The organism is Janthinobacterium sp. RA13 (assembly GCF_000745325.1).
GTDB classification, from domain to species: Bacteria; Pseudomonadota; Gammaproteobacteria; order Burkholderiales; family Burkholderiaceae_D; genus Janthinobacterium; species Janthinobacterium rivuli.
Window position 1 is genome coordinate 5921202 of record NZ_JQNP01000001.1, and the last position, 24031, is coordinate 5945232.

General features: G+C 63.6%; 18 protein-coding genes. 15 read left to right on the forward strand and 3 right to left on the reverse strand.

All coding sequences use genetic code 11. The features are described 5' to 3' along the window. Positions 1-142 precede the first annotated feature (142 nt). The gene (locus tag FG13_RS26275) at positions 143-2374 is read left to right on the forward strand and encodes a heparinase II/III domain-containing protein (protein ID WP_081922727.1); all 2232 of its coding nucleotides are present in this window, start codon (positions 143-145) and stop codon (positions 2372-2374) included. A 50-nt stretch (positions 2375-2424) separates the two neighbouring features. Here the strand turns inward: FG13_RS26275 and FG13_RS26280 are convergent, their stop codons facing one another. After that, positions 2425-3417 carry a hypothetical protein gene (locus tag FG13_RS26280; protein WP_035825821.1) on the reverse strand — a complete coding sequence of 331 codons (993 nt, stop codon included), beginning with the start codon at positions 3415-3417 and terminating at the stop codon, positions 2425-2427. Positions 3418-3725: 308 nt separating this feature from the next. Between FG13_RS26280 and FG13_RS26285 the strand changes: the two genes are divergently transcribed. From FG13_RS26285 to FG13_RS26325, 9 genes are all read left to right on the forward strand, one after another. Further along, positions 3726-4937, forward strand: coding sequence for a glycosyltransferase (locus FG13_RS26285; protein ID WP_051959473.1), 1212 nt, complete (start codon positions 3726-3728; stop codon positions 4935-4937). A gap of 231 nt (positions 4938-5168) precedes the next feature. Then, positions 5169-6203 carry a glycosyltransferase family 4 protein gene (locus tag FG13_RS26290; RefSeq protein ID WP_161784214.1) on the forward strand — a complete coding sequence of 345 codons (1035 nt, stop codon included), beginning with the start codon at positions 5169-5171 and terminating at the stop codon, positions 6201-6203. Positions 6204-6229: 26 nt separating this feature from the next. After that, the gene (asnB, locus tag FG13_RS26295) at positions 6230-8098 is read left to right on the forward strand and encodes an asparagine synthase (glutamine-hydrolyzing) (protein ID WP_035825825.1); all 1869 of its coding nucleotides are present in this window, start codon (positions 6230-6232) and stop codon (positions 8096-8098) included. Positions 8099-8105: 7 nt separating this feature from the next. Next, positions 8106-10121, forward strand: coding sequence for a heparinase II/III family protein (locus FG13_RS26300; RefSeq protein WP_035825827.1), 2016 nt, complete (start codon positions 8106-8108; stop codon positions 10119-10121). Beyond that, the gene (locus tag FG13_RS26305; RefSeq protein ID WP_035825830.1) at positions 10118-11428 is read left to right on the forward strand and encodes a nucleotide sugar dehydrogenase; all 1311 of its coding nucleotides are present in this window, start codon (positions 10118-10120) and stop codon (positions 11426-11428) included. Before FG13_RS26300 ends, FG13_RS26305 begins: the two co-directional genes overlap by 4 nt. Beyond that, complete coding sequence (locus tag FG13_RS26310; RefSeq protein WP_051959474.1) at positions 11409-12671, forward strand: glycosyltransferase family 4 protein; 1263 nt, start codon at positions 11409-11411, stop codon at positions 12669-12671. The genes FG13_RS26305 and FG13_RS26310 overlap by 20 nt, the downstream gene beginning before the upstream one ends. 33 nt (positions 12672-12704) lie before the next feature. Further along, positions 12705-13859, forward strand: coding sequence for a sugar phosphate nucleotidyltransferase (locus tag FG13_RS26315; protein ID WP_035825832.1), 1155 nt, complete (start codon positions 12705-12707; stop codon positions 13857-13859). A gap of 90 nt (positions 13860-13949) precedes the next feature. Further along, positions 13950-15404: a mannose-1-phosphate guanylyltransferase/mannose-6-phosphate isomerase gene (locus FG13_RS26320; RefSeq protein WP_035825834.1), complete on the forward strand. Its 1455-nt coding sequence runs from the start codon at positions 13950-13952 to the stop codon at positions 15402-15404. 74 nt (positions 15405-15478) lie between these two features. Next, positions 15479-16513 carry a TIGR03790 family protein gene (locus FG13_RS26325; RefSeq protein ID WP_035825836.1) on the forward strand — a complete coding sequence of 345 codons (1035 nt, stop codon included), beginning with the start codon at positions 15479-15481 and terminating at the stop codon, positions 16511-16513. A 70-nt stretch (positions 16514-16583) separates the two neighbouring features. On the opposite strand, the gene FG13_RS31030 is transcribed toward FG13_RS26325, so the two are convergent. Continuing rightward, entirely contained in the window at positions 16584-17306 is a 723-nt protein-coding gene (locus FG13_RS31030) for a PEP-CTERM sorting domain-containing protein (RefSeq protein WP_235211810.1), read from the reverse strand. A gap of 415 nt (positions 17307-17721) precedes the next feature. Here FG13_RS31030 and FG13_RS26335 point away from each other — a divergent pair, with 415 nt between their 5' ends. From FG13_RS26335 to FG13_RS26350, 4 genes are all read left to right on the forward strand, one after another. Next, positions 17722-20736 carry an ExeM/NucH family extracellular endonuclease gene (locus tag FG13_RS26335; RefSeq protein ID WP_051959475.1) on the forward strand — a complete coding sequence of 1005 codons (3015 nt, stop codon included), beginning with the start codon at positions 17722-17724 and terminating at the stop codon, positions 20734-20736. A 10-nt stretch (positions 20737-20746) separates the two neighbouring features. Beyond that, positions 20747-21385, forward strand: coding sequence for an NF038129 family PEP-CTERM protein (locus tag FG13_RS26340; protein WP_152598872.1), 639 nt, complete (start codon positions 20747-20749; stop codon positions 21383-21385). A gap of 137 nt (positions 21386-21522) precedes the next feature. Next, on the forward strand, positions 21523-22245 hold the full coding sequence (locus tag FG13_RS26345; protein ID WP_035825843.1) for a winged helix-turn-helix domain-containing protein: 723 nt from the start codon (positions 21523-21525) through the stop codon (positions 22243-22245). After that, positions 22245-22919, forward strand: a complete 675-nt coding sequence (locus FG13_RS26350) for a LuxR C-terminal-related transcriptional regulator (protein WP_035828814.1) — start codon at positions 22245-22247, stop codon at positions 22917-22919. Before FG13_RS26345 ends, FG13_RS26350 begins: the two co-directional genes overlap by 1 nt. Before the next feature lie 6 nt (positions 22920-22925). On the opposite strand, the gene FG13_RS26355 is transcribed toward FG13_RS26350, so the two are convergent. After that, the gene (locus FG13_RS26355) at positions 22926-23306 is read right to left on the reverse strand and encodes a protease inhibitor I9 family protein (RefSeq protein ID WP_158300057.1); all 381 of its coding nucleotides are present in this window, start codon (positions 23304-23306) and stop codon (positions 22926-22928) included. A 265-nt stretch (positions 23307-23571) separates the two neighbouring features. On the opposite strand from FG13_RS26355, the gene gspG reads away from it, so the two are divergent. Further along, entirely contained in the window at positions 23572-24015 is a 444-nt protein-coding gene (gene gspG / locus FG13_RS26360) for a type II secretion system major pseudopilin GspG (protein WP_034751618.1), read from the forward strand. The last annotated feature ends 16 nt before the right edge of the window (positions 24016-24031 follow it).

The window sequence follows — 24031 nt, forward strand, 5'->3', positions numbered from 1 at the left end:
GCAGTGCCTTCCGCAGTGTCTTCGCCTATTACCCGATCTTGTACGGCGGGCCGTCCTGTGTCTCGCAAGCAGCCTCGACAGGAGGCGTATGCCCACGCAGCGGCGGTATCTTGCTCGATAGTTGATGTTAAGAAGGTAATCTATGAAATTCGCTAAATATACGCTGGTCAAGGTAGCGCTGCTGCTCGTCTGTTCAGCTTGCGGCCAGGCCCAGGCCGACTGGGCCCTGGCGACAGACCCGCTGGCCATCCGCACCTTGCCGGACAACCGCCAGATCCAGCCGCAAAATCCCCCCAGTTTCAGCTGGTCGCGCCATCCGCAGTCGCCGGCGTCCTACATCATTGAAGTGCGCTCCGCAGGCGCCGTCGTCGGCACCTTCACGTCGGCGCGCAACTGGTATCTGCCATCCAAGAAATTTGCGGATGGCACGTACACCTGGCGCGTGCGTCCCGGCACGAGCAATGAATGGTCGAGCCCGCGAACCTTTGTGATCAATGCCACCTCGAAAGTGTTCGAAGTGCCGGAAAACAGCACCTTGCGCGCTGCCGTCGTGTTGCGCCCGCGCCCGCGCGGCTTGGAAGATAACGCGACCTTTTTTGCGAACTGGAGCGCGGCCAAGCGCACCGACCGCAGCCAGGTGCTGACCTGGCTGAGCAATGAGGTCAAGCGCAACATGACGGAACTCGCGCCCGTTTCCGACGCCGAATGGCCTTTGTCGCCGGGCAAGGTTCGTACCGCCGCCAACGAGGCGCAGAATGCGCGCGTCATTTCGCGCACGAATCTGAGCGCACGCCAGCTGGAGGCTGCCTCGCTGCTGTACCGCGTGACGGGCGAGAACCAGTATCTGGTGGAGGCGCTCAAGCGTGGCGACCAGCATGCCGCGCTCAGCACGAGCGGCGGCACCAGTTTTGTCAACCATGACCAGGGCAACCGCGCCATTGCGCAAAGCCTGATCAAGGCTATCGACAATCTGGCCAGCGCCCTCGATGCGCCGCGCCGCGCCCTGTGGCTGGAGAAGGTGCGCGTACGCACGAATGCGATGTACCTCGACCTGGCCGCACAGACGGGGCGCCTGGACCAGTATCCCTACGATTCCCACGCCGCCAGCAATATCGGTTTCCTGACGCTGATTTCAACGCTGTCCCTGGGCGATATCCCGGAGGCGAAGGACTGGTTCGATTTTTCGTTCCGCGCCTTTGTCAGTTCCTACAGCGTGTGGAGCGGCCCGGAAGGCGGTTTTGCCAATGGTTCGGCGTATGCCGAGTATGAGGCCGACTATGCGCTGCAGATCTGGCCGGCGCTTGCCTACGCGACCAAGGTCGACCTGTTCACCAAACCCTGGGCCAGCGGCTTTCTCGACTACCTGATGCATTTCGTGCCACCCGGTTCGCAGACCCACGTGTTTGGCGACGGGCACGAGACCTTGCCTGAAATCCGCATGATGAAGGGTTTCGCCGCGCATTTCGCCACGCCTGCCGCGGCATGGTATTTCAAGAACCTGATCCGTACCGACGATTCGCTGGCCACGCTGCAGGCACCGTACCCGTTGCCGGTGTCGACCGTCACCACGGCCGCGCCGCCAGCGAACTCGGCGTATTACCCGAGCATCGGCTGGGCCGCCATGCACAGCGACATCGGCAATCTGCAGCGTACCTCGGTGTATTTCAAATCGAGTCCCTATGGTTCGTTCAATCACAGCCATGGCGACCAGAACGGCTTTGTGCTGGCCAGCGCGGGCGTGCCCCTGCTGACGGAAAGCGGCTGGTACGACTGGTACGATTCGCCGCTGTGGAGTTCCTGGTACCGCCAGACCAAGGCGCACAATGCCCTGACGTTCGACAATGGCCAGGGCCAGCTGGTCGACGGCTATGAAACGACCATGGCGCGCAATGGCCGCATCACCGCTTTTGCCCCCAAGGCAACCGTCGACTATGTGGCGGGCGACGCCACGCTGGCGTATGGCGGCCAGCTCAAATCGGCGCTGCGCAAGCTGTGGTATTTGCGCACGATGGACGCCGTGGTGGTGCAGGACCAGGTGACATCGGCCACGCCGCGCGTGTTCGAGTGGAACTTCCATACGTATGCGCCTATCGTGGTCGACGCCGGCGGCGCCATCTCGGTGACGAATCAGGGCCGCAAGGTGTGCGTGGTGCCGGTCAGCACCGGTGCGCGTTTCGAAAAGCGCACGGGACCTCCGCCGCAGCCTGGTACCTACGAAGAGCATGGGGTGTTCATCAAGTCGGCCGCGGCGCTGAGCGGTGAATTCCTCACGGTGCTCGATGTCGGCTGCAAGAAGCCACTGATCACGCTGGGCAGCAACGGCACGGCCCGCACGCTGACGGTTGGCAAGCAAGTGGTGACATTGCCGAACTGAGCGCTGGTTCCAACAAAATCCACTGTCGTTGTTGCGGCAGTGGATTTTTTTCAAGGCGCCAACAGAAATTGTTCGATTTCCTGGCCCGGTCCGCCGCGCTGCTCCATGCGGGCATAGGCGCGCGACACTTGCCCGGCCAAGTCTTTGCGGAAGGCATCGTCGGACAGGGCGCGGCGCAAGCCTTCGCGCATGGCGCCGCTCTCGCCTGCGGCAACGAAGCCGGCGTAATCGCGTCCCAGGTAGGCTTCGATGGCTTCGTGGCGCGTGGCGATCAGTGGTTTGCCATTGCGCAATACCCGTAGCAGCACGCTCTGGCCACACGCTTCGCCCTGGCTTTTCAGCGGCATGGCGACCACCCGGCTGCGTGCCAGCAGCATTTCAAACTGCGCTTCCGGCAAGTCGAGATGGACCGTCGTCTGCGCCGGATCTTGCGCGGGGATCTGGTTTTGCGCCGACGCCACGATCACCAGCTGCGCCCCCAGTCCGCGCGTCGCATCGAGCAGCAGGTCGTAATCGCGGTTGGAAAAGCCGCCGGCGAAGATGCTGCCGTCATCTTGCCGCTGGGACGGCGCGGTGGCGCCGTCGAGATGCTGGCGCCACAGGTGGAAATGCACGGCGGCGGGCGCGATGCCGACGTTGTCGGTCAGGTTCAGCGTTTCACCGCTGGAAAAGGTAATGAATTCCAGTCCGGGGAAATTGAGCAGGCGCCAGGCCCGGTTGATCACGTTGCGTGCCCGCGCGCCATGGATGAAGCAAGCCATTACCAGCAGGCGCTGCGGGCGCGGCAGCAGGCCCACGCGTATCAGCGCCAGCACGGGCAGCGCTTGCCAGCCGACAACCAGCAGGCGGTCTTGCCGGCTCCATAATTTGCGCGTGCGCAACAGTGATGGCGACAGCATGGCCGCCAGGATGGACAGTTTGCTGCGCATGTGCGGCTGCGCCTGCGCGTCCGGTCCGATATGCGTCACGCGCGCGCCGCTCGCCGCCAGATGCTCGACGATGTCGTGGTAGGTTCCGGCTTCCGACAGCAGCACATGGATCATTGTTGCGCCTTATTGAAAATGGACATTATCACATTAAAACAACAGCCAGCGCCGTTGCGGCCGTCGTTGTCACTGACTTAATGATTGGCAATCGACAGCATTATAACAATAGCATTAATATAGATGTTTACATATTGTTTCAATGCACTGCATGCCACGCTGCGGTGACGTGCCGCGCCATTGCCGGCCGCTGCTAGCAGGTATGATGCTACTAATGCAATATAATTAATCATTTCGTAAGGCCGTGATATGCTTCGGCGCATGGCGTATTGTATCTGCCTCAACCTTCTTTTGCCGTCGAACCGCCTATGTCCCTGAAGATTTTGCAACTGGTGCCGGAAAGCCTGCCCACGTTTCGTCCCGATGTGGCGGTGTTGTTCGGCAAATACCTGCCGCGCCACGGCGTCGAATGCGATATCGTGGGCATGCCGTCGCCGCAGCCACCGCAGGCGCAGGGCTTCCGCTCGGTGCGCCACGGACGCTTCCTGGGCAACCGCCTCCTGCGCGAACTGGCTTTCCAGTGGACCTGCCTGCGCGCCCTGATGGGCGCCCGCCGCGCCAGTTGCGATGCGGTCCAGGTGCGCGACATGGTACCCACGGGCCTGCTTGCCCTGCTGGTGGCGCGCCTGAAGGGCATTCCGTTCTATTACTGGGTGTCCTACCTGATCAGCGAGGGACGCATCGAACGCGCGCGCAGCAGCCTGGCGCAGCGCTCCACCTTGCGCGCGCGCCTGGTGCTGTGCAAGGGCTTGCTCGAGCAATGGCTGCTGTACCGTATCGTGTTGCCACGCGCCAATCACGTCTTCGTGCAAAGCGAAGCGATGCTGCGCATGATGCAGGCGCGCGGCATCGCGGCGCAGCGCCTCACGGCCGTGCCCATGGGTGTTGACATGGAAGTGTTGCAGGCGCAAGCCATCACGCCCATCCGGCCGGCTGGCTGGGAGGGCGCGCCCTTGCTGGCTTACCTGGGCACACTCGACCAGTCGCGCCAGCTGGAGCGCTTGCTGGACGCCTTGCTGATCGCGCGCCAGACCATCCCCGCTGCCTGCCTGCTGCTGATCGGCGCTTCCGATACGCCCTCCGATGTCGATGACTTGCTTGCCTATGCGCAGCGCGCCGGGCTGGCCGATGCCGTGCGCGTGACGGGCTGGCTGCCCTCGGACCAGGCGTGGCCCCTGCTGGCCGGGGCCGATGCCGCGCTGTCGTATATTCCCCGTGGCGCCCTGTTCGACGTCAGTTCGCCCACCAAGCTGCTCGAATATCTGGCCTTGCGCATGCCGGCCGTGGGCAACGACAGTCCGGATCAGGTCGAGGTGCTGACGGCCAGCGGCGCAGGCTGGCTGACGGCCAGCGAACCGGCCGCCATGGCCGCGGCGATGACGGCCATCTTGTCCGATGTGCCTGCGGCGCGCGCCCGTGCCCAGGCCGGCGTCGCCTATATCGAGGCGCAGCGCAGCTACCGTGTGCTGGCGCAGGCACTGGCGCAGCGCTACCAGGATCTTGCCAGTGCGCGCAGTTGACGCCCGTGGCTGGATGAGCAGGCAAGAAGTTGTTGCCGAACACGTAAACGGCGCTCAGAATGCACCATGGGTGGTGTTCCCTGGAAGAAAATTGTTGTAGATATTAGCGCAATGCAGCAAATATATTTGTCTTCGCGTCTAAATTACAAAAGTACAACATATAATACCAATATGACTACGATAATGCTGCTAGGACCTGCACTGACTGCGGTGAGCGGGGTAACCACCCATTTGAATCAACTATTTCACAGTTCTTTGTCGCAAGACTACAAGCTGGTGCACTTCCAGGTCGGTAGCGAGGGCCGCAACGAGTCGCGCCTGCACAAGCTGCTGCGTTTTGCCTGGAGTCCCGTGCAGTTCGTGCAGGCCGTGCGCAAGCAGCGTCCGCAGATCGTGCATATCAACACCTCCATGGAGTGGCGCAGCTATTGGCGCGATATCGTGTATCTGCTGCTGGCCAAGGCCATGGGCAAGCGCGTCGTGTACCAGGTGCATGGCGGCGCCTTGCCGCAAGTGTTTTTCAATGGCAAGCCATTGCTGACGGGCCTGCTGCGGCGCGTGCTGCGCGCGGCCGATGTGGTGGTGCTGCTGGCGCAATGCGAACTGCAGGGCTATCGCGACTTCGATCCCGCGCTGGCGCTCGACGTGATCCCCAACGCCATCGATGCGGGCAGCGACCCTGGCGACAGGCCGTTGGCGCCGCAGCGTCCGCTGTCACTCGTGTACGTGGGGCGCCTGGCGGAAAGTAAGGGCTTGTTCGATCTGCTCGAAGCGCTGCGCCTGGCGCGTGCCGCTAGCGTGGAAGCAACGCTGTCACTGGCCGGCAGCGGCCCCCTTGAAGGGGCGTTGCGCGAGCGCGTCGCCAAACTGGGCTTGCAAGAGGTGGTGCGCTTTCTCGGCCCCGTCTTTGGCGCCGAAAAGGAAGCCGTGTGGCGCCAGGCCGACCTGTTCGGTTTTCCCACCTTGCATCAGGAAGGCTTGCCGTATGCGCTGCTGGAAAGCATGGCCGCGCGCACGCCCGTGCTGGTGTGCCCGGTGGGCGCGATTGCCGACGTGATGCAGGATGGCGTGCATGGCGTGTTCTTGCCGCCACGCAAGCCCCAGGCGCTGGCGGACGCCATCGTGCGCCTCGACGCCGACCGCGCCCTGTTGCAGCGCATGGGGCAAGCGTGCCGCGAGCGCATCGAAAGCGCCTATACGGTCGAGCGCCTGGCGCAGGATTTCCGCCGCGTCTACCGCGCCTTGCTGGCGCCGCCGGCGCTCTAGCCGAATTCTTTTTTAAGCGAGCCTATATGTGCGGTATTGCCGGTTTGATCTTTCCCTCGTCCGTTGCCGGCCTGCCGGCCGCGCTCGACGCCATGGGACGCGCCATCGCCCACCGCGGCCCCGATGATACGGGCGTGCTCCAGGCGGCCACGGCCGACGGCGCCTGGCAGGTGGGCTTGCTGCACCGCCGCCTGTCCATCATCGACATCGCCACGGGCCACCAGCCGCTGGGCAATGAGACGGGCGACGTGCAAATCATCTTCAATGGCGAAATCTACAATTTCCAGCCCTTGCGCGACGAGCTGATCGCGCTGGGCCACCATTTCCGCACGGCATCGGACACGGAAACCATCGTGCATGCCTACGTGCAATGGGGCGAAGAGTGCGTGCAGCATTTCCGGGGCATGTTTGCGTTTGCCATCTGGGATGCGCGCAAGAATTGCCTGTTCATGGCGCGCGACCCGTTCGGCAAAAAACCCCTGTTCCTGTGGCAGCACGAGGGCAAGCTGGCTTTCGGCTCGGAAATCAAGGCGCTGCTGGCCTTGCCGGACGTGGCGCCGCAAGCGGACGAGGCCGCCATCTGGGATTATTTCGCCTACCGCTACGTGCCGGGCCCGGCCACCTTGTTCCAGGGCATCCGCAAGCTGGCGCCCGGTTCCACGGCCACGTGGGAAAACGGCGTGCTGCGCGAGCGCGTGTATTACACGCCGCCCGACAGCCGGCCCCGCCTGGCGGCCCCGTTGCCGGCCGACCCCGTCGCCACTTTCCTCGACAAGCTCGATGAATCGGTGCGCATCCGCATGATTTCCGACGTGCCCTTCGGCGCCTTCCTGTCCGGCGGCATCGACTCGTCGGCCATCGTGGCGCTGATGTCGCGCCATGCGGGCGTGCCCGTGAAAACGTTTTCCGTCGGCTTCAAGGAGGGCGGCTTCAGCGAACTGGCGTATGCGGCCGATATCGCGCGGCAATTTTCCACGGAACACCATGAGCTGGAAGTGTCCGTCGACCAGGTCATCGCCTTGCTGCCCGACCTCGTGCGCTTCCGCGACGCCCCCGTGGCCGAACCATCCGACATTCCCATCTACCTGCTGGCAAAAGAATCGCGCAAGACGGTCAAGATGGTATTGACGGGCGAAGGCTCCGATGAAATCCTCGGCGGCTACCCCAAGCACGTGTACGAGCGCTATGCGGGCCATTATCAGATGCTGCCGGGCTTGCTGCGCCGCGGCGTGATCGAGCCGGCCGTCGGCGCCTTGCCCTACCGTTTCCGCCGCGCCAAGACGGCCATCGTCAACCTGGGCCTGGAAGCGTTCGACGAACGCATGCCGCGCTGGTTCGGCATGATGTCCGACCAGGAACGCGCGCGCCTGGTGGCCATGCCGGCGCCGTCGCGCCAGCGCGATCCCGCGCTGGGCTGCGGCAGCGCCGGCAACAGCGCCTTGCGCCGCATCCTGTGCTTTGACCAGTTGAGCTGGCTGCCCGACAACCTGCTCGAACGGGGCGACCGCATGACCATGGCCGCCTCGCTGGAAGCGCGCATGCCCTTCATGGACCACGAACTGGCCGCGTATGTGTCGAGCCTGCCGGACGAGTACCGCGTGCGCGGCCGCAGCACCAAGTGGATCTTGCGCGAAGCCATGAAGCAGCTGCTGCCGGAAAATATCCTGTCGCGGCCGAAAGTGGGCTTCCGCGTGCCCGTCAACGAATGGTTCCGCGGCCCCATGAAGGATTATTTGTACGAACACTTGACGGGCGCCGAGTCGCGCACGCGCCACTATTACCATGCGCAAGCCCTGCAGCAGGTGCTGGCCGAGCACGTGGCCGGACGGCAAAACCACGAGAAGCTGCTGTGGAGCTTGCTCACCCTGGAAATCTGGCACCGCCAGTATCTGTGAGACGTCCATGCTGAGCAACTTGTCCTGGAAACTGAACCGCTTGCGCGCCATGGGGGCGCCCGAGGTGGCGCACCGCGTGCGCGATGCGGTGCAGCAACGGCTGCAGGCGCGCGGCTATGGCCTGGCGACTGTGCCGCCGCCGGCCGCGCGCCAGCGTTTCGGCGCGCCATGGCTGGGCTTGCCCATTGATGCCGCGCCGCACCTGGCGGCGGCCGAACGCATCCTGGCGGGCCGCTTCGACGTGTTCGCTCAGCGCGATGCGGAGCTGGGTTTCCCGCCGCAATGGAACCGCGATCCGAAGACGGGCACCGTGGCGCCGCTGGACTTTGGCAAGACGCTCAATTACCGCGATGAAACCGTGGTGGGCGACATCAAATGCCTGTGGGAACCGAACCGCCACCTGGCCGTGGCCGACCTGGCGATGGCGTACCGGCTCGGCGACGACCTGCGCCATGCGCTCGGCGCGCAAGCCTTGCTGGAATCGTGGTGGCAGCAATGCCCGTATCCGCTGGGGCCGAACTGGAGCAGCGCGCTGGAACTGGCCTTGCGCCTGGTCAGCTGGTCGCATGCGTGGCATTTGCTCGGTGGCATCAACAGCCCCTTGTTCCAGGGTGCGCAAGGGCAAGCCTTCCTGCAGCGCTGGCTCGACAGCATCTACCAGCATTGCCATTTCATCGCGGGACACTTTTCGCGCCACTCGTCGGCCAACAACCACCTGTTTGGCGAGTTGACGGGCTTGCATATCGCCGCGCTCACATGGCCGTGCTGGCCGGAAAGCGCCGGCTGGCTGGCGCAGACGGAAGGCGAGCTGGAAGCGCAGGCGCTCAAGCAAAACGGTCACGATGGCGTGAACCGCGAGCAAGCCATTTATTATCAGCACACGGTGGCCGATGAAATGCTGCTGTGCGTGCTGGCGGGCCGCGCGAATGGCCGGCCCCGCTCGGACGCTTTTTTGCGGCGCCTGGAAGCCATGCTGGAATTTATCGCCGCCATGACGAATGTGGCGGGCGAAGTGCCGATGATCGGCGACGCCGACGACGCGCTGCTGGCGCACTGGGACAAGGCGCCGGACGCCAATCCCTACACCTCGCTGCTGGCCAGCGGCGCGGCCCTGTTCGGCCGCGCCGACTTCAAGGCCAGGGCGCGCACTTTCGACGAGAAAAGCGCGTGGCTGCTGGGCGCGGCGGGGAGCCAGGCATTTGACGCCTTGCCGGACGCCGCGCCCGATACCTTGCCGCGCGCCTTCCCCGATGGCGGCTATTACGTGATGGGCGCCGGCTTCGGCACGCCCGGTGAAGTGCGCCTGATCGCCGACGCCGGCCCGCTGGGCTACCTGGGCATTGCCGCGCACGGCCATGCCGATGCGCTGGCGCTGACCTTGTCCGTGGCGGGCCAGATGGTGCTGGTCGATCCGGGCACCTATGCCTACCATACGCAAAAACAGTGGCGCGATTATTTCCGCGGCACCAGCGCGCACAACACCGTGCGCATCGATGGCCGCGACCAGTCCGAGTCCGGTGGCAACTTCCTGTGGCTGCGCAAGGCCAGGGCACAGTGCCTGGCGTGGCGTGACGATGCCGATGGGCAATTCTGGAGCGCCAGCCATGATGGCTACCTGGGCTTGAAAGATGCCGTGCTGCACCGGCGCGACGTGCGCGTGGCACCTGGCGCCGCGCGGATCGTCGTCGATGACGTGCTCGAATGCCAGGGTGAGCATGAGGTGGAGCTGTTCTGGCACTTCGATCCCCGCTGCCGCGTGCGGCTGGACGGCCAGGTGTTGCGCGTGGCGGGCGACGCCTTCGCGCTGGACATGCATTTACCGCCGTTGCCGGATGCCTCCGTGCAACTGGTGTGCGGCAGTGACGATCCGCCGCTGGGCTGGATCTCGCACCGCTTCGATGAAAAACAGGCTGCGCCTGTGTTGGTCTGGCGCGGGCGGCTGCAAGGCGCGGCCACCTTGCGCACGGAGTTTCACCTGAGTTTGGCTACCCCTGATCTGTCAGAAAATACGAGGAAAACATGAAAATTAGCATATTTGGTTTGGGTTATGTGGGTGCCGTCTCGGCTGGTTGCCTGGCAACGGATGGACACGAAGTCATCGGCGTCGATCCGAACAGGACCAAGGTGGAACTGATCAACCAGGGCACCACGCCCATCATTGAAAAAGACATCGGCGAGATGATCGCCGCCACCGTGAAAAGCGGCCATTTGCGCGCCACGGCGGACGTGCGCGACGCCGTCTTCGGCTCGGACATGTCGCTCATCTGCGTGGGCACGCCTTCGCAGCTCAATGGCAACCTGGACCTGAGCCACGTGCGCAAGGTGTGCCAGGAAATCGGCGCCGCCATCCGTGAAAAGAATACTTTCCACGTCGTCGTGGCGCGCTCGACCATGCTGCCCGGCTCCATGCGCTCGCTCGTCATTCCGACCCTGGAAGCGGCGTCGGGCAAGGTGGCCGGCGTCGACTTTGGTGTGTGCAACAACCCGGAATTCCTGCGCGAAGGCACGGCCGTCTACGATTACTACAATCCGCCGAAGACGGTGATCGGCGAATCCGATGAAAAGGCGGGCGCGCTGCTGGTGCAGCTGTATGAAAAGATGGATGCGCCGCTGGTGCGCACGGACGTGGAAACGGCCGAGATGGTCAAGTACACGGACAACACCTGGCACGCCGTCAAGGTGGCGTTCGCCAACGAGATCGGCAACATCTGCAAGGCCGTCGGCATCGATGGCCACACGGTGATGGAGATTTTCTGCCAGGACACCAAACTGAACCTGTCGCCGTACTACATGAAGCCGGGCTTTGCCTTCGGCGGCTCGTGCCTGCCGAAAGACGTGCGCGCGCTGACCTACAAGGCGCGCAGCCTGGACCTCGATTTGCCGCTGCTTAACTCCATCCTGCCATCGAACCAGAAGCAAGTGGAAAAGGGCATCAAGATGATCGTCGACAAGGGCGCGCGCAAGGTGGGCATCCTGGGCTTCTCGTTCAAGGCCGGCACGGATGACTTGCGCGAGTCGCCGCTGGTCGATGTCATCGAGTATCTGCTGGGCAAAGGTTATGAACTGAAGCTGTACGACAAGAACGTCAACCTGGCCGCCTTGACGGGCGCCAACCAGGATTACATCCTGAACATGATCCCGCACATTTCCAAGTTGATGGTGGACAACATGCAAGACGTGCTCGATTTTGCCGACACCATCGTCATCGGCAACGGCGCGGCCGAATTCAAGACGGTGCCTGCCAGCCTGCAGCCGCACCAGCACATCGTCGACCTGGTGCGCATCAGCAAAGAACAAAGTGGAGAGCAATATGACGGCATCTGCTGGTAACACCGTGGCAGGCCAGCCGCGGCGCGTGCTGATCCTGGTGGAAAACCTGCCGTCGCCGTTCGACCGGCGCGTGTGGCAGGAAGCGACCACCTTGCATGCGAACGGTTATGAAGTGTCGATCATTTGCCCGACGGGCAAGGGCTACGAGTCGCGCTACGAAGCCATCGACGGCATCCATATCTACCGCTACAACCTGCCGCTGGAAGCGGAAGGAGCGAAGGGATACCTGGTCGAATATACACTGGCGCTGTTCCACACCTTCCGCCTGGCGTGGAAAGTGCATTTCGCGCGCGGCTTCGACGTCATCCACGCCTGCAATCCGCCCGACTTGCTGTTCCTCATCGGCGGCTTCTTCAAGTTGACGATGGGCAAGCGTTTTCTGTTCGACCACCATGACATCAATCCGGAGCTGTACGAAGCCAAGTTCGGCCGGCGCGATTTCTTTTATAAACTGATGGTGCTGTTCGAGCGCTGGTCGTTCCAGAGCGCCGACGTGTCGATCGCCACCAACGAGTCGTACAAAAAGATCGCCATCGAGCGTGGCGGCATGCGGCCCGAGGATGTCTACGTGGTGCGCAGCGGGCCCAAGCTGGACCGCCTGCGCGTGCTGCCGCCCGTGCCGGAACTCAAGAAGGGGCGAACTTACCTGGTCGGCTATGTGGGCGTGATGGGCGCGCAGGAAGGCATCGATCTGCTGCTGCAGGCGGCGCAATACATCGTGCAGAGCCTCAAGCGCGAGGATGTGCATTTCGGCCTGGTCGGTGGCGGCACCTCGCTGGAACAGATGAAGCAGATGGCGCAGGACATGGGCATCGCCGACTATGTGACGTTTACGGGGCGCGTGCCGGACCAGCAATTGCTGGAAATGCTCAACACCTCCGACGTGTGCGTGAACCCGGACGTGGCCAACGACATGAACGACAAGTCGACCATGAACAAGATCATGGAATACATGGCGCTGGGCAAGCCGATCGTGCAGTTTGATCTGGTTGAGGGCAAGGTGTCCGCGCAGCAGGCATCCTTGTATGCCTTGAAGAACGATCCCATCGACATGGCGCGCAAGATCGTCGAATTGCTCGACGACCCGGCCCGCCGCGAGCAGATGGGGGCATTCGGCCGCCATCGCGTGATCAACGAGCTGGAGTGGGAATATGAGGCACCGAAGCTGCTGGCCGCGTATGCACGCCTGTTTCCCGCCGCCGCGCCCGCCGTTCCCGTAACCTTGAGCAAGGATGGCCGCTGAAGTGCGCCCCACCGTGATGGAGCATGCTGGACGATGAAAGCAATGATACTGGCGGCAGGCAAGGGCACGCGCGTGCAGCCCCTGACCTATGATTTGCCCAAGCCGATGATTCCCATCCTGGGCAAGCCCGTGATGGCTTATCTGGTGGAACACCTGGCGCAGCATGGCGTGACCGACATCATGGTCAACGTCAGCTACCTGCATGAAAAGATCGAGGAGTATTTCGGCGAAGGCCACCAGTTCGGCGTGCGCATCGGCTACTCGTTCGAAGGCTATACGAACGATGCGGGCGAGGTCGTGCCGCAACCGCTCGGTTCGGCCGGCGGCATGAAGAAGATCCAGGAGTTCGGCGGCTTTTTCGACGACACGACGATCGTGCTGTGCGGCGACGCCTTGATCGACCTCGACCTGGAAGCGGCTCTGCGCGAGCACCGCAGCAAGGGCGCGCTGGCGTCCGTCATCACCTTGGAAGTGCCTTGGGACAAGGTATCGAGTTATGGCGTTGTGGTCAGCGACGAAGACGGGCGCATCCGCGCCTTCCAGGAAAAGCCGGCGCAGGCCGATGCGCAGTCCAATTGCGTCAGTACCGGCATCTATATTATCGAGCCGGCCGTGCTGGACCTGATTCCCGCCGGCCAGCCCTTTGATATCGGTTCGCAACTGTTTCCCTTGCTGGTCGCGCAAGGCTTGCCCTTCTATGCGCAAAAGCGCCAGTACAACTGGATCGATATCGGCAGCATCAAGGATTACTGGGAAGTGCTGCAAAGCGTGCTGATGGGAAAAGTGGCCAATTTGCACGTGCCGGGTACCCAGATCGCCGATGGCGTGTGGGCCGGCCTGAATACGAGCATCGACTGGAGCGGCGGCACGCGCATCGAAGGCCCCGTCTACATCGGCTCGGGCTGCCGCATCGAGGCGGGCACGACCATCATCGGGCCGGCCTGGATCGGCCATGGCAGCCATGTCTGCGGCGGCGCCGAAGTGGTGCGCAGCGTGCTGTTCGAGTACACGCGCGTGCTGCCTGGCGTGCGGCTTGATGAAATGATCGTCTTCAAGGATTATAGTGTCGACCGTGCCGGCCAGATGCGCCATGTCTCCGACTATGAGAAAGATGCCTGGGGCAATGCGCGCGACCGGCGCAGCCTGCGCCGCGACGAAACGCCGCCGGCCCTGTATGCTGCCCAATAATTGCTGCCCAATAATTGCTGCCCAATAATTGCTGCCCAATAATTGCTGCCTAGTAAATGCTGCCCAATAAACTGTTTTTGAAATGAAACCATGAAAATTTACCCAGTCATCCTGTCCGGCGGTTCGGGCACCCGTTTATGGCCGCTGTCGCGCGCCGTGCTGCCCAAGCAACTATTGCCGCTGGTAACGGACAAGACCATGCTGCAGGAAACGGCGCTGCGCGTCACCAGCCTGCCCAACCGCCGTGCCGGCGATAGCGGACTGGCCGGTTTCGAGGTCATGCCGCCGCTGGTGGTGTGCGGCAATGAACACCGCTTCATGGTGGCCGAGCAACTCCGCGAAATCGGCTTGCCGCCGCTGGGCATCTTGCTCGAACCGGTGGGGCGCAACACGGCGCCGGCCGTGGCCGTGGCCGCGCAATACCTGCTGGCCATCGACCCGCAGGCGCTGATGCTGGTCTTGCCGGCCGACCATGTCATCACCGACGTGGCCGCGTTTCACCAGGCCATCGCCGAGGCGGCACTGCTGGCGGCCGATGGTGCGCTGGCCACCTTCGGCATCGTGCCGACGGCGCCGGAAACGGGCTATGGCTATATCCGCAGCGGCGCGCCCGTCAGCCCTGGCGCCGTGGGCTGCAAGGTCGAGCGTTTCGTGGAAAAGCCGGACCTGGCCACGGCGCAGTCGTTCCTTGCCGCTGGTAATTATTCCTGGAACAGCGGCATGTTCATGTTCCGCGCCGAACGCTATCTGGGCGAGCTGGGGCAATTCCAGCCCGCCATGCTGGCCGCCTGCGAAACGGCCGTGCGCGACGGCTACCGGGACCTCGATTTCTGCCGCCTGGAAGAGCAGGCCTTCGCCGCCTGCCCATCCGATTCGATCGACTATGCCGTCATGGAGCATACGGCGCATGCGGTGGTGCTGCCGGCCGCCATCGGCTGGAGCGATGTGGGATCATGGTCGGCCCTGTGGGAAGTGCAAGCTGGGGACGCCAACGGCAACGTGGTGCGCGGCGACGTGTACCTCGACGGCGTGCGCAATTGCCTGGTGCGCGCCGAGCGCCGCATGGTGGCCGTGCTGGGCGTGCAGGACTTGATCGTGGTGGAAACGGACGACGCCATCCTGGTGGCGCACAAGAACCAGGTGCAGCGCGTGAAACAGGTGGTCGACCACTTGAAGCAGGCGGGACGCAGCGAACACGTGCAGCACCGCAAGGTGTACCGCCCGTGGGGCAGTTATGAAGGCATCGATATCGGCGAGCGCTTCCAGGTCAAGCGCATCACCGTCAATCCGGGCGGCAAGCTGTCCTTGCAGATGCATCACCACCGCGCCGAACACTGGGTGGTGGTCAGCGGCACGGCGCAAGTGACGTGCGGCGAGAAGGTGACTTTACTCACGGAAAACGAATCGACCTACATCCCCATCGGCATGACGCACCGGCTGGAAAATCCGGGCAAGCTGCCCTTGCACCTGATCGAAGTGCAGTCGGGCAGCTACCTGGGCGAAGACGACATCGTGCGCCTGGAGGATGTCTACCAGCGCGCCTGATGGCGCTATAATCGGAGGGCAGCCGCGCCCCTGGCCGCCTGCCTCCGATCCCTCCCTTACCGGTGCACCGACCCTTGCGCAACTTCCTTTGTCTTTCGCTGGCGCTGGCCGCCGCCGCCCATGCCGAGCCTGTCGCACCTGTCCCACCTGCGGCCCCGCCCGGATTGCAGGCGTCGCAGCTGGCCATCGTCATCAACGACGCCGAGCCCAACAGTATCGAAGTGGGCGAGTATTACCGCAAGGCGCACGGCATTCCGGCCGCCAATGTGGCGCACGTCAACATTCCCAACCGCCCCCGCAAGCTCAGCATCGATCAGTTCGCGCAGTTGAAGGAGCGCATCAATGCGCAGCTGAAACCCGAGATCCAGGCCGTGCTGATGGTGTGGAGCGCGCCGTATGCCGTCGAATGCAATGCCATCACCTCGGCTTTTACCCTGGGTTATGACGGGGATCAATGCGCGAAGACGTGCGACCCCGGCAAGCCCAGCGCGTATTTCAACAGCGAAGCGGCGCAGCCTTACACGCAGCTGGGCTTGCGCTTGTCGATGCTGCTGCCCATCGATTTCGTGGAAGAGGCCAAGGCCGTGGTGGACCGGGGCGCCGTCAGCGGCTTTTCCGTGCCGGCCGCCAGCGCGTACTATCTGACCACCAGCGACGCGGCGCGCAACAGCCGGGCCGGTTTCTTTCCGCCCGCCGGCGTCGTGCGCCAGCGCAAGCTGACCGTCAAGAACCTCAAGGCGGACAGCCTGGAAGGGGCGCAAGACATCATGGTGTACCAGACGGGGCAGGCCAAGGTGGCCAAGCTGGAAACCCTGCGTTTTCTGCCCGGCGCCCTGGCCGACCATTTGACCTCGTTTGGCGGTGACTTACAGGGCAATAGCCAGATGAGCAGCCAGCGTTGGCTGGAAGCGGGCGCGACGGCCAGCTATGGCACCGTCAGCGAACCGTGCAGCTATTGGCAGAAGTTTCCCAATCCGACCGTGCTGCTGCGCCGCTACCTGTCCGGCAGCACGGCGCTGGAAGCGTACTGGGGCAGCGTGCTGTGGCCGGCCCAGGGCCTGTTCATCGGCGACCCGCTGGCCGCCCCGTATGCGGGCTTCAGGCGCTGAAGCCAGATTCTTTCAGACAATAAAAAAGGCCCTTGCGGGCCTTTTCTTATACTGCGGCGTTCACGGTGCGTTATTTGCTCCTGCGGCGGCGCGCCAGGGCGACGAGGCCCAGTCCGGCCAGCAGCATGGCATAGGTTTCCGGTTCCGGCACGGCTGGGATTTCCGGTGTCACGGGGAGGATGCTGCCGCCCGTGAAGCCGCCACCCGAACCGCCGCCGCCGACACCGTTGCTGCCTGTGGGCAAGTTTTCACCCAGCGACGAGGAAACGATCAACGGCGCCTGGGTGTCGCCGCTGCGGCCCTGATACGAACGGCCCGGGCCACGGTAGCCGGCCGCGTCATCGAAGGGGCGGTTTTCTTCGGAAGCGACGAAGTCGCGCGTGGCAAAGCTGAAGTCGCGGTCGCTGCTGGCGAGCGCCTTGCTCGGTTCTCCGGCAGCGGCACCGGCAGGCAACTGGCGCGCGGCCAGGCGCTGATTGCTTTCGGCCGCGGGAGCCTTGCGGAATTCCTGGTCGGACGCGATGCCGTCAAATTCCGGCGTCTTGTTCGTGCCGTCATTGGTGCGCGTGCCTGCGCCGATGAAGCCGTTGGACAGGCTGCAAGCGCTGTAGGTGCCATCGAGGTTGGCATCTTTCGTATTGCCATTCGCCGACTGCGTGCTGGCCTGGCAATTCTTTTCATTCTTTTGCGCAGGCGCGGCCGTTTGCGCCTGGACGCTGGCGCCGAACAGCATCAATGCTGCGGCCAGCAGCAAGGGACGGGAAGAGGCTGGCGTGAAAATTGGTGTTGGCATGATCGATCTCTCAAAAAGCATGGAAGGGTGCGCCGCTCGGCGCGTGTATCCACTGCGAATGTTGCCGCTCCCGTCCAGGCTACCGTTGCGAGCAAGGTGGGAGTGCGTTTCAAGGTCAGGCATGGATGGGGCCTGCACTACTGGGTCTGGTGTTGCCGTTTAATTTATTGTCATGAACTAAACTTATTTGTTTGAATTATATCATATTGTGCGGCTGCGTAACGGCCGGGATTGCTTTGCAAGGCATGGCGTTGTTGAAAGGATACTGATGGCATGCGGCCGCCAGCCGTGCTCCTGGCTGCGCATTACTCCGTTCAGCTTAATGAAATGTCATCAACTCGTCATGCAGCCTGTTTAGTATGTACATTCGTATGTAAATCATAAGTTCGTTGTCATTTTACTGACCAGGAAAACCATGACTTCCCACCTTGCCGCCGTGTCCGTTTCACCCCTGTCCCTGGGCAAACCGCTGCGCCTGACGGTCATGGCCGCCGTGCTGGCCAGCCTGTCGCTGCCTGCCCTGGCCGCCTCCGACGTCGTCATCAGCCAGGTGTATGGCGGTGGCGGCAACACGGGGGCCGTGTACCGCAACGATTTCATCGAGCTGTTCAACCGTGGCGCCAGTCCCGTCAACTTGAGCAACTGGAGCGTGCAATACGCGTCCGCCGCTGGCACGAGCTGGTCCGTGACGGCCTTGCCGGCTATCGATTTGCAAGCTGGCCAGTATTTGCTGGTTCAGCAAGCCAAGGGCACGGGCGGCACGCAAGACTTGCCCACGCCGGACGCCACGGGCAGCCTGGCCATGTCCGGCACGGCAGGCAAGGTATTGCTGAGCAATGGCAAGACGGCGCAAACGGGCGCCAGCCCTACGGGCGCGGCCGTCATCGACTTGGTCGGCTTCGGCACGGCCAACGGTTTTGAAGGCGCCGTGGCACAAGCACCATCGAATACCTTGTCTATCCTGCGCGCGAATGGCGGCTGCGGCGACACGGACGATAACAGCGTTGATTTTGCCACCGGCAGCGTGACGCCGCGCAATACGGCCTCGCCGCTGAATGTCTGCGGCGGCCCGGTCGTGCACCAGATCATTACCAGCTGCCCGGCCAGCTTGGCCTTGGCCGTGGGCAATGGCGGCAATGCCGTGCTGCGCGCGTCCGACGTGGATGGCGTCGTGAATGCCGCCACCTTGAGTTCGCCCGCCGTGGCCGGCATCAGCCTGGCCAATTTCAGCGCGGCCGGCGTGGCGGGCGAGAGCGCCATGGTCAGCCTGCTGGTGGCCGCTGGCGTGCCGGTGGGCAATTATCCCGTCATCGTCAGCTTCAGCAATGACCAGCAGCAAAGCGCCAGCTGCAAGATCGATGTCGCCGTGCAAGGCCTGGCCGCCGTCAGCCACACGATTCCGCAAATCCAGGGATCGGGCGCGGCCAGCCCGTATGCCAATTCCGTGCAAACGACGGAAGGCGTGGTGACCCTGAAAGTGGGCACGGGCTTCTTCATGCAGGACGCGGCCGGCGATGGCGACCCATCGACGTCGGACGGTATCTTTGTATACACGGGCGCGACGGCCACCACCGTGCAGCCGGGCGAACTGGTGCGCGTGACGGGCACGGTGGTCGAATACACGCCCTCGGGCGCGAAAAATTCCTATACGGAATTCAAGGACGTGACGGCCATCCTCACGCAAGGCGCTGGCCACGGCATCGTGCCGACGAATGTAACCTTACCGAACGAAAACCTGGCCGCCGTGGAAGGCATGCTGGTGCGCTTCACGCAACCGTTGACCGTGTCGCAAAACGCCTACCTGGGTGCGCGCGGCGAGCTGACCCTGTCGGCGGGCCGGCGCGAAGTGCCGACCAATCGCCATCCGGCTGGCTCCGCCGAGGCGCAAGCCTTGATCGCCGCCAATGCGAACAACCTGATTGTGCTCGATGATGGTATTTTCGTGGCGCCGGTGACGATACCGTACATCGGCCAGGACAATACCGTGCGCAGCGGCGATACGGTGGCCGACTTGACGGGCGTGGTGGATTTCGGCGCCATCGGCGGTGGCGGCGCCGCCTACAAATTGCAGCCGACGCAGACGCCGCAATTCTCGCGCGACAATCCGCGCACGGGTAGCCAGGAACTTCCATCCGGCAATGTCAAGGTGGCCAGCGCGAATGTGCTCAATTTCTTTACGACCTTTACGAATGGCAACAATATCTTTGGGCAAACGGGGCAGGGCTGTACCGTCGGCACTTCGACCACCAAGAGCAATTGCCGCGGCGCCGACAACCTGGCCGAGTTCGAGCGCCAGCGCGACAAGATCGTCGCCGAACTGAAAGCCATCGATGCGGACGTGGTGGGTTTGATGGAAATCCAGAACAATGGCGAAATCGCCGTCACTTACCTCGTCGAGCAGCTCAACGCGGCCATCGGCGGCGTCACCTATGCCGTGGTGCCGAAACCGGCCGCCACGGGCACGGACGCCATCCGCGTGGCGATGATCTACAAGCCAGGCAAGCTGGGCCTGGTGGGCGGCGCCTTGTCGGACGCCAACGCCATCAACAATCGCCCACCGATGGCGCAAACTTTCCTTGCAAGCAATGGCGAGAAATTCTCGCTGATCGTCAACCACCTGAAATCGAAGGGCAGCTGCCCGTCGAGCGGGCTGGACGCGGACCAGAACGACAGCCAGAGCTGCTGGAACGCTACCCGCGTGCAGCAAGCCCAGCGTCTGGTGGGCAGCTTCGTGCCGCAGGTGGCGGCCGCTGCCGGCGACGCGGACGTGCTGGTCATCGGAGACTTGAATTCGTATGGCGCGGAAGACCCGATCCAGGTCATCACGGGCGCCGGCTTCGTCAATGAACTCGAGCGTTTCGTGCGGCCGTCCGGCATGCCGTACTCGTATGTATTCGGCGGCCAGAGCGGCTACCTCGACCATGCGCTGGCCAGCGCCTCGCTGAGCCCGCAAGTGGCCGGCGTGGCCGAATGGCATGTGAATGCGGACGAGCCGGAAGTGATCGACTACAACATCGATTCGGCCAAGCCGCAAGACTTGTACAACGGCTTGCCCTACCGCGCTTCGGACCACGACCCCGTCGTCATCAGCCTGGACCTGCAGCCTGCCTACCGCGACATCACGGCCGGCGTGGCGCAAGCGAGCTCGGGCCTGAGCTACAACCGCGCGACGCAAAAATACACGGGCACGTTCTCGTTCACAAATACGGGCACGAGCACGCTCAACGGCCCGTTCCAGGTGGTGTTTGGCGGCTTGCCGGCCAGCGTGACCCTGGCCAATGCCACGGGTAGCCATGCGGGCGCCGCCTACGTCACCGTCAACGCGGCCAGCCTGGCGCCGGGCGCGACGGCCTCGTTTGCCGTCAGTTTCAGCAATCCGTCGAAAGTGACGATCCATTATTCCGCCAGCATTTTCGCCGGCAACTTCTAAGGACCCCATCATGTTGACAACGACACTTAATCTGACTCTGCGCCGCGCCGTGCTGGCGGCCGTGCTGGCCGCCAGCTCCAGCGTGGTACTGGCGGACCCGCTCGGCTACCGCGTGGAAATCGACACGAGCCAGTTTTCGGGCGCCGGCTTCCTCGACTTCGCCTTTATCGCCGGTAACAGCCCCGTGCCCGGCGCCAGCGCCGTGCTGAGCAATTTTTCGGGCGCGTTCGGCGCGCTCGAATCGCTGGAAGGCAACGTCAGCGGCAGCGTGCCCGGCACCTTGACCTTTGGTAACAGCGGCGCCTACAACGACTGGTTTCACAACGTGACCCTGGGTGGCAAGTTCGGTTTCAACGTCGTCTTCGGCGGCGACTTCCTGAGCACGGCTGGCAACGCGGGCACGACGTTTGGCGTGGGCTTGCTCGACTACACAGGCACCACTTACCTGGGCAATGCAAATGGCAACCTCGTGCAATTCGAACTGACGCCGCTGAACGGTGGCTTGCCCGCCAGCATTACGGGCAGCAGCTACGCCAGCATCGCGACGATCTCGGCCGTGCCGGAAGCGTCGGAATGGATGATGCTGACGGGCGGCCTGGCGCTGATCGGTTTTGCCCTGCGCCGCCGCCAAGCTGTCACACGCGCCTAGTCTATTTATTCGTAATAGCTATAAATCAGGAAACTAAATTGTATTGGCCACTGTTTTACGCTTGATGCATAGTCAAAAACTTGTCGGGCAGTCTAGTTTTTCATGGACTGCCGCCAACTTTTTTGGGAGATGCATCGATGCCTGGCCATATCCTGGTGCTGAACCCTGCGCCCGCCATGCAAGCGCTGCTGGCGCATAACCTGGCGGGGGCCGGTTACCGGGTCAGCTGCGCCGTGGATGCGCGCGGCGCGCTGGCGCTGCTGGCGGCTGACCCGCCCGATGTATTGTTGCTGGAATGGGATCTGCCGGATGCATCTGGCATCGCGCTGCTGCGCCAGCTGCGCCAGGATGGCGTGCTGTGCGACTTGCCCATCATCATGGTCAGCGCCCGCGACAGCGAGCAAGACAAGGTGCTGGCGCTGGACAGCGGCGCCGACGATTATCTGTGCAAACCTGTCGGTCCCCGTGAAATGCTGGCCCGCGTGCACGCGCTGCTGCGCCGCCGCGCGCCAGCGGTCTTGCGCGCAGGCGCAGGCACGGCCGGGGCCATCGCCTTGCGCCTCGATCCGCACACCCGGCGCGTGACGGCCGGCAAGGTGCCAGTCAGCCTGGGCCGCGTGGAATTCAAGCTGCTGCATTTCCTCATGGACCATCCGGGCAGGGTGCATAGCCGCGCGCAGCTGCTGGACCAGGTGTGGGGCCATGCGGCCTATCTCGACGAGCGTACGGTCGACGCCCACGTGGGACGCTTGCGCCACGCCTTGCAGCCGGGCGGCTGCGGCCACCGCATCGAAACCGTGCGCGGCAGCGGTTACCGCTATCTGGCGCTGGATGCCCTTGACACCGCCGTGTGCGCCTGATGCTGCTGACGGGGCGGGAACAGGAATACTTGCTGCACGCCATACTCGGCGCGCATGGCATCGCCGTGCCCGGCGATTTTTTCCTGTGGAGCCAGGGGCCGCTGCAGGCGCTGCTGCCGCATGCCGTGCTCGTTTGTGCGCAACTGGGCGCAGATGGCGGCGTGGTGCGCAGCGCGGCCTGGCATAGCGCGGTGCTCACCGAGGCCGAGGTGCTGGCGCTGAGCGACCCGCGCCAAGGGCAGGTTGCACGACTGGCGCAAGCGTGGCGCGCAGGCGGGCGGCGCGTGGCCATCCTCGATGGCGTGTTGGTGCATGGCAGCGCGGCGGCGGGCGGCGGCAGTTTTTTTGCCTTGTTCGGCGTGCCCCGGACCGATCCGGCGCGCCAGGCCTATGTGCTGGAATTGCTGCTGCCCTGCATGCACCTGCATTGGCTGGCGCTGCCGGACGGCGCGCAGGCAGCACTCGCCGGCGTGGCGCGCGCGGCCAGTGCGCGCGAGCTGGAAGTGCTGCACTGGGTCAGCATCGGCAAGAGCAATGAAGAGGTGGGGCAAATTCTCGGCATCAGCGGCGGGACCGTGAAAAGCCACTTGCAGCGCATCTACAAATTATTGGGCGTGAGCAACCGCACGCAAGCCGTGTCGCGCGGCATCTCGCTGCGCTTGCTGGCCGCCTGAAGCCGCTTAGCGCTGGGGCCGGGGTGTGGCGGTCTGGTGCGTGCCGCCACCGTTGAACTGATCCTCGGTGCCGGGCGCGACGCGCGCCACGAGCGGGCTGGCGCGCAGGCGCGTGACTTCGTCCGGCGTCAGCAGGGCGGCAAAGCCGTTCAGCGCGGCCGTGTAATGATATTGCACCGTGGCATCGGGCACCAGCGCCAGCACGGCACGCCGGCCACTTTCCCGCTGCGCCTCCCGCTGGGCTTCCCTTTGTCCTGCATCAGACGGCGGGGGCAGTTGCAGGCTCAGTTCAACAATATATGGCTGTCGCTGCGGCGCCGCCGACGCGCCGGCAGGCAGCACGCTGGCAGCGGCCAGGATGGCAAGGCTCAAGCGGATTGCAGACATGCAAGCTCCTTCGGCAGGTGGCGGCATGGCCGCTCATGCGCCGATTGTACCCCTGCCGCATGGCGGCTGGCGCGCGACTTGCGTTAGTGCAAATCAGATGGTTTCCCCTGGAATTTTGTTGTTTTCAGTACAAAGAAAAGATTGTATTAACCATAAGCGGCATGGTAGCCTGCTAGGCATCAGGCAGGCGCGCGCCGTCTGTGCGCGGCCACTAGCGGCGCACATGGCGGCAATGTATTGAAGGTAGGCAAGAAGGAGTTACCGGATGCATGCAGCACACAGGCAGAACCTTGCGGCAACGCGCCATGCGCGCGGCTTTACCTTGCTCGAATTGCTGGTCGTCATCGTCATCATCGGCTTGCTGGCGGCCTATGTCGGCCCCAAATATTTCGCCCAATTGGGCAAATCCGAAGTGACGGTGGCCAAGGCGCAGATCGAGGCGTTTGAAAAATCGCTCGATACCTACCGCCTCGACGTGGGGCGCTACCCGACCACGGAAGAAGGCCTGGCCGCGCTGCTGGTCGCGCCGCCCGCCGCCGGTACACGCTGGAATGGACCCTACCTGAAAAAGGCCGTGCCGCTCGACCCGTGGGGCCATGCCTATCAATACCGCGCGCCCGGCAGCAAGGGCGAATATGACATCGTCTCGATGGGCAAGGATGGCCAGCCGGGCGGCAGCGGCGAGAACGCCGACATCAGCTCGCAATAACGCCAGCGCATTCTTT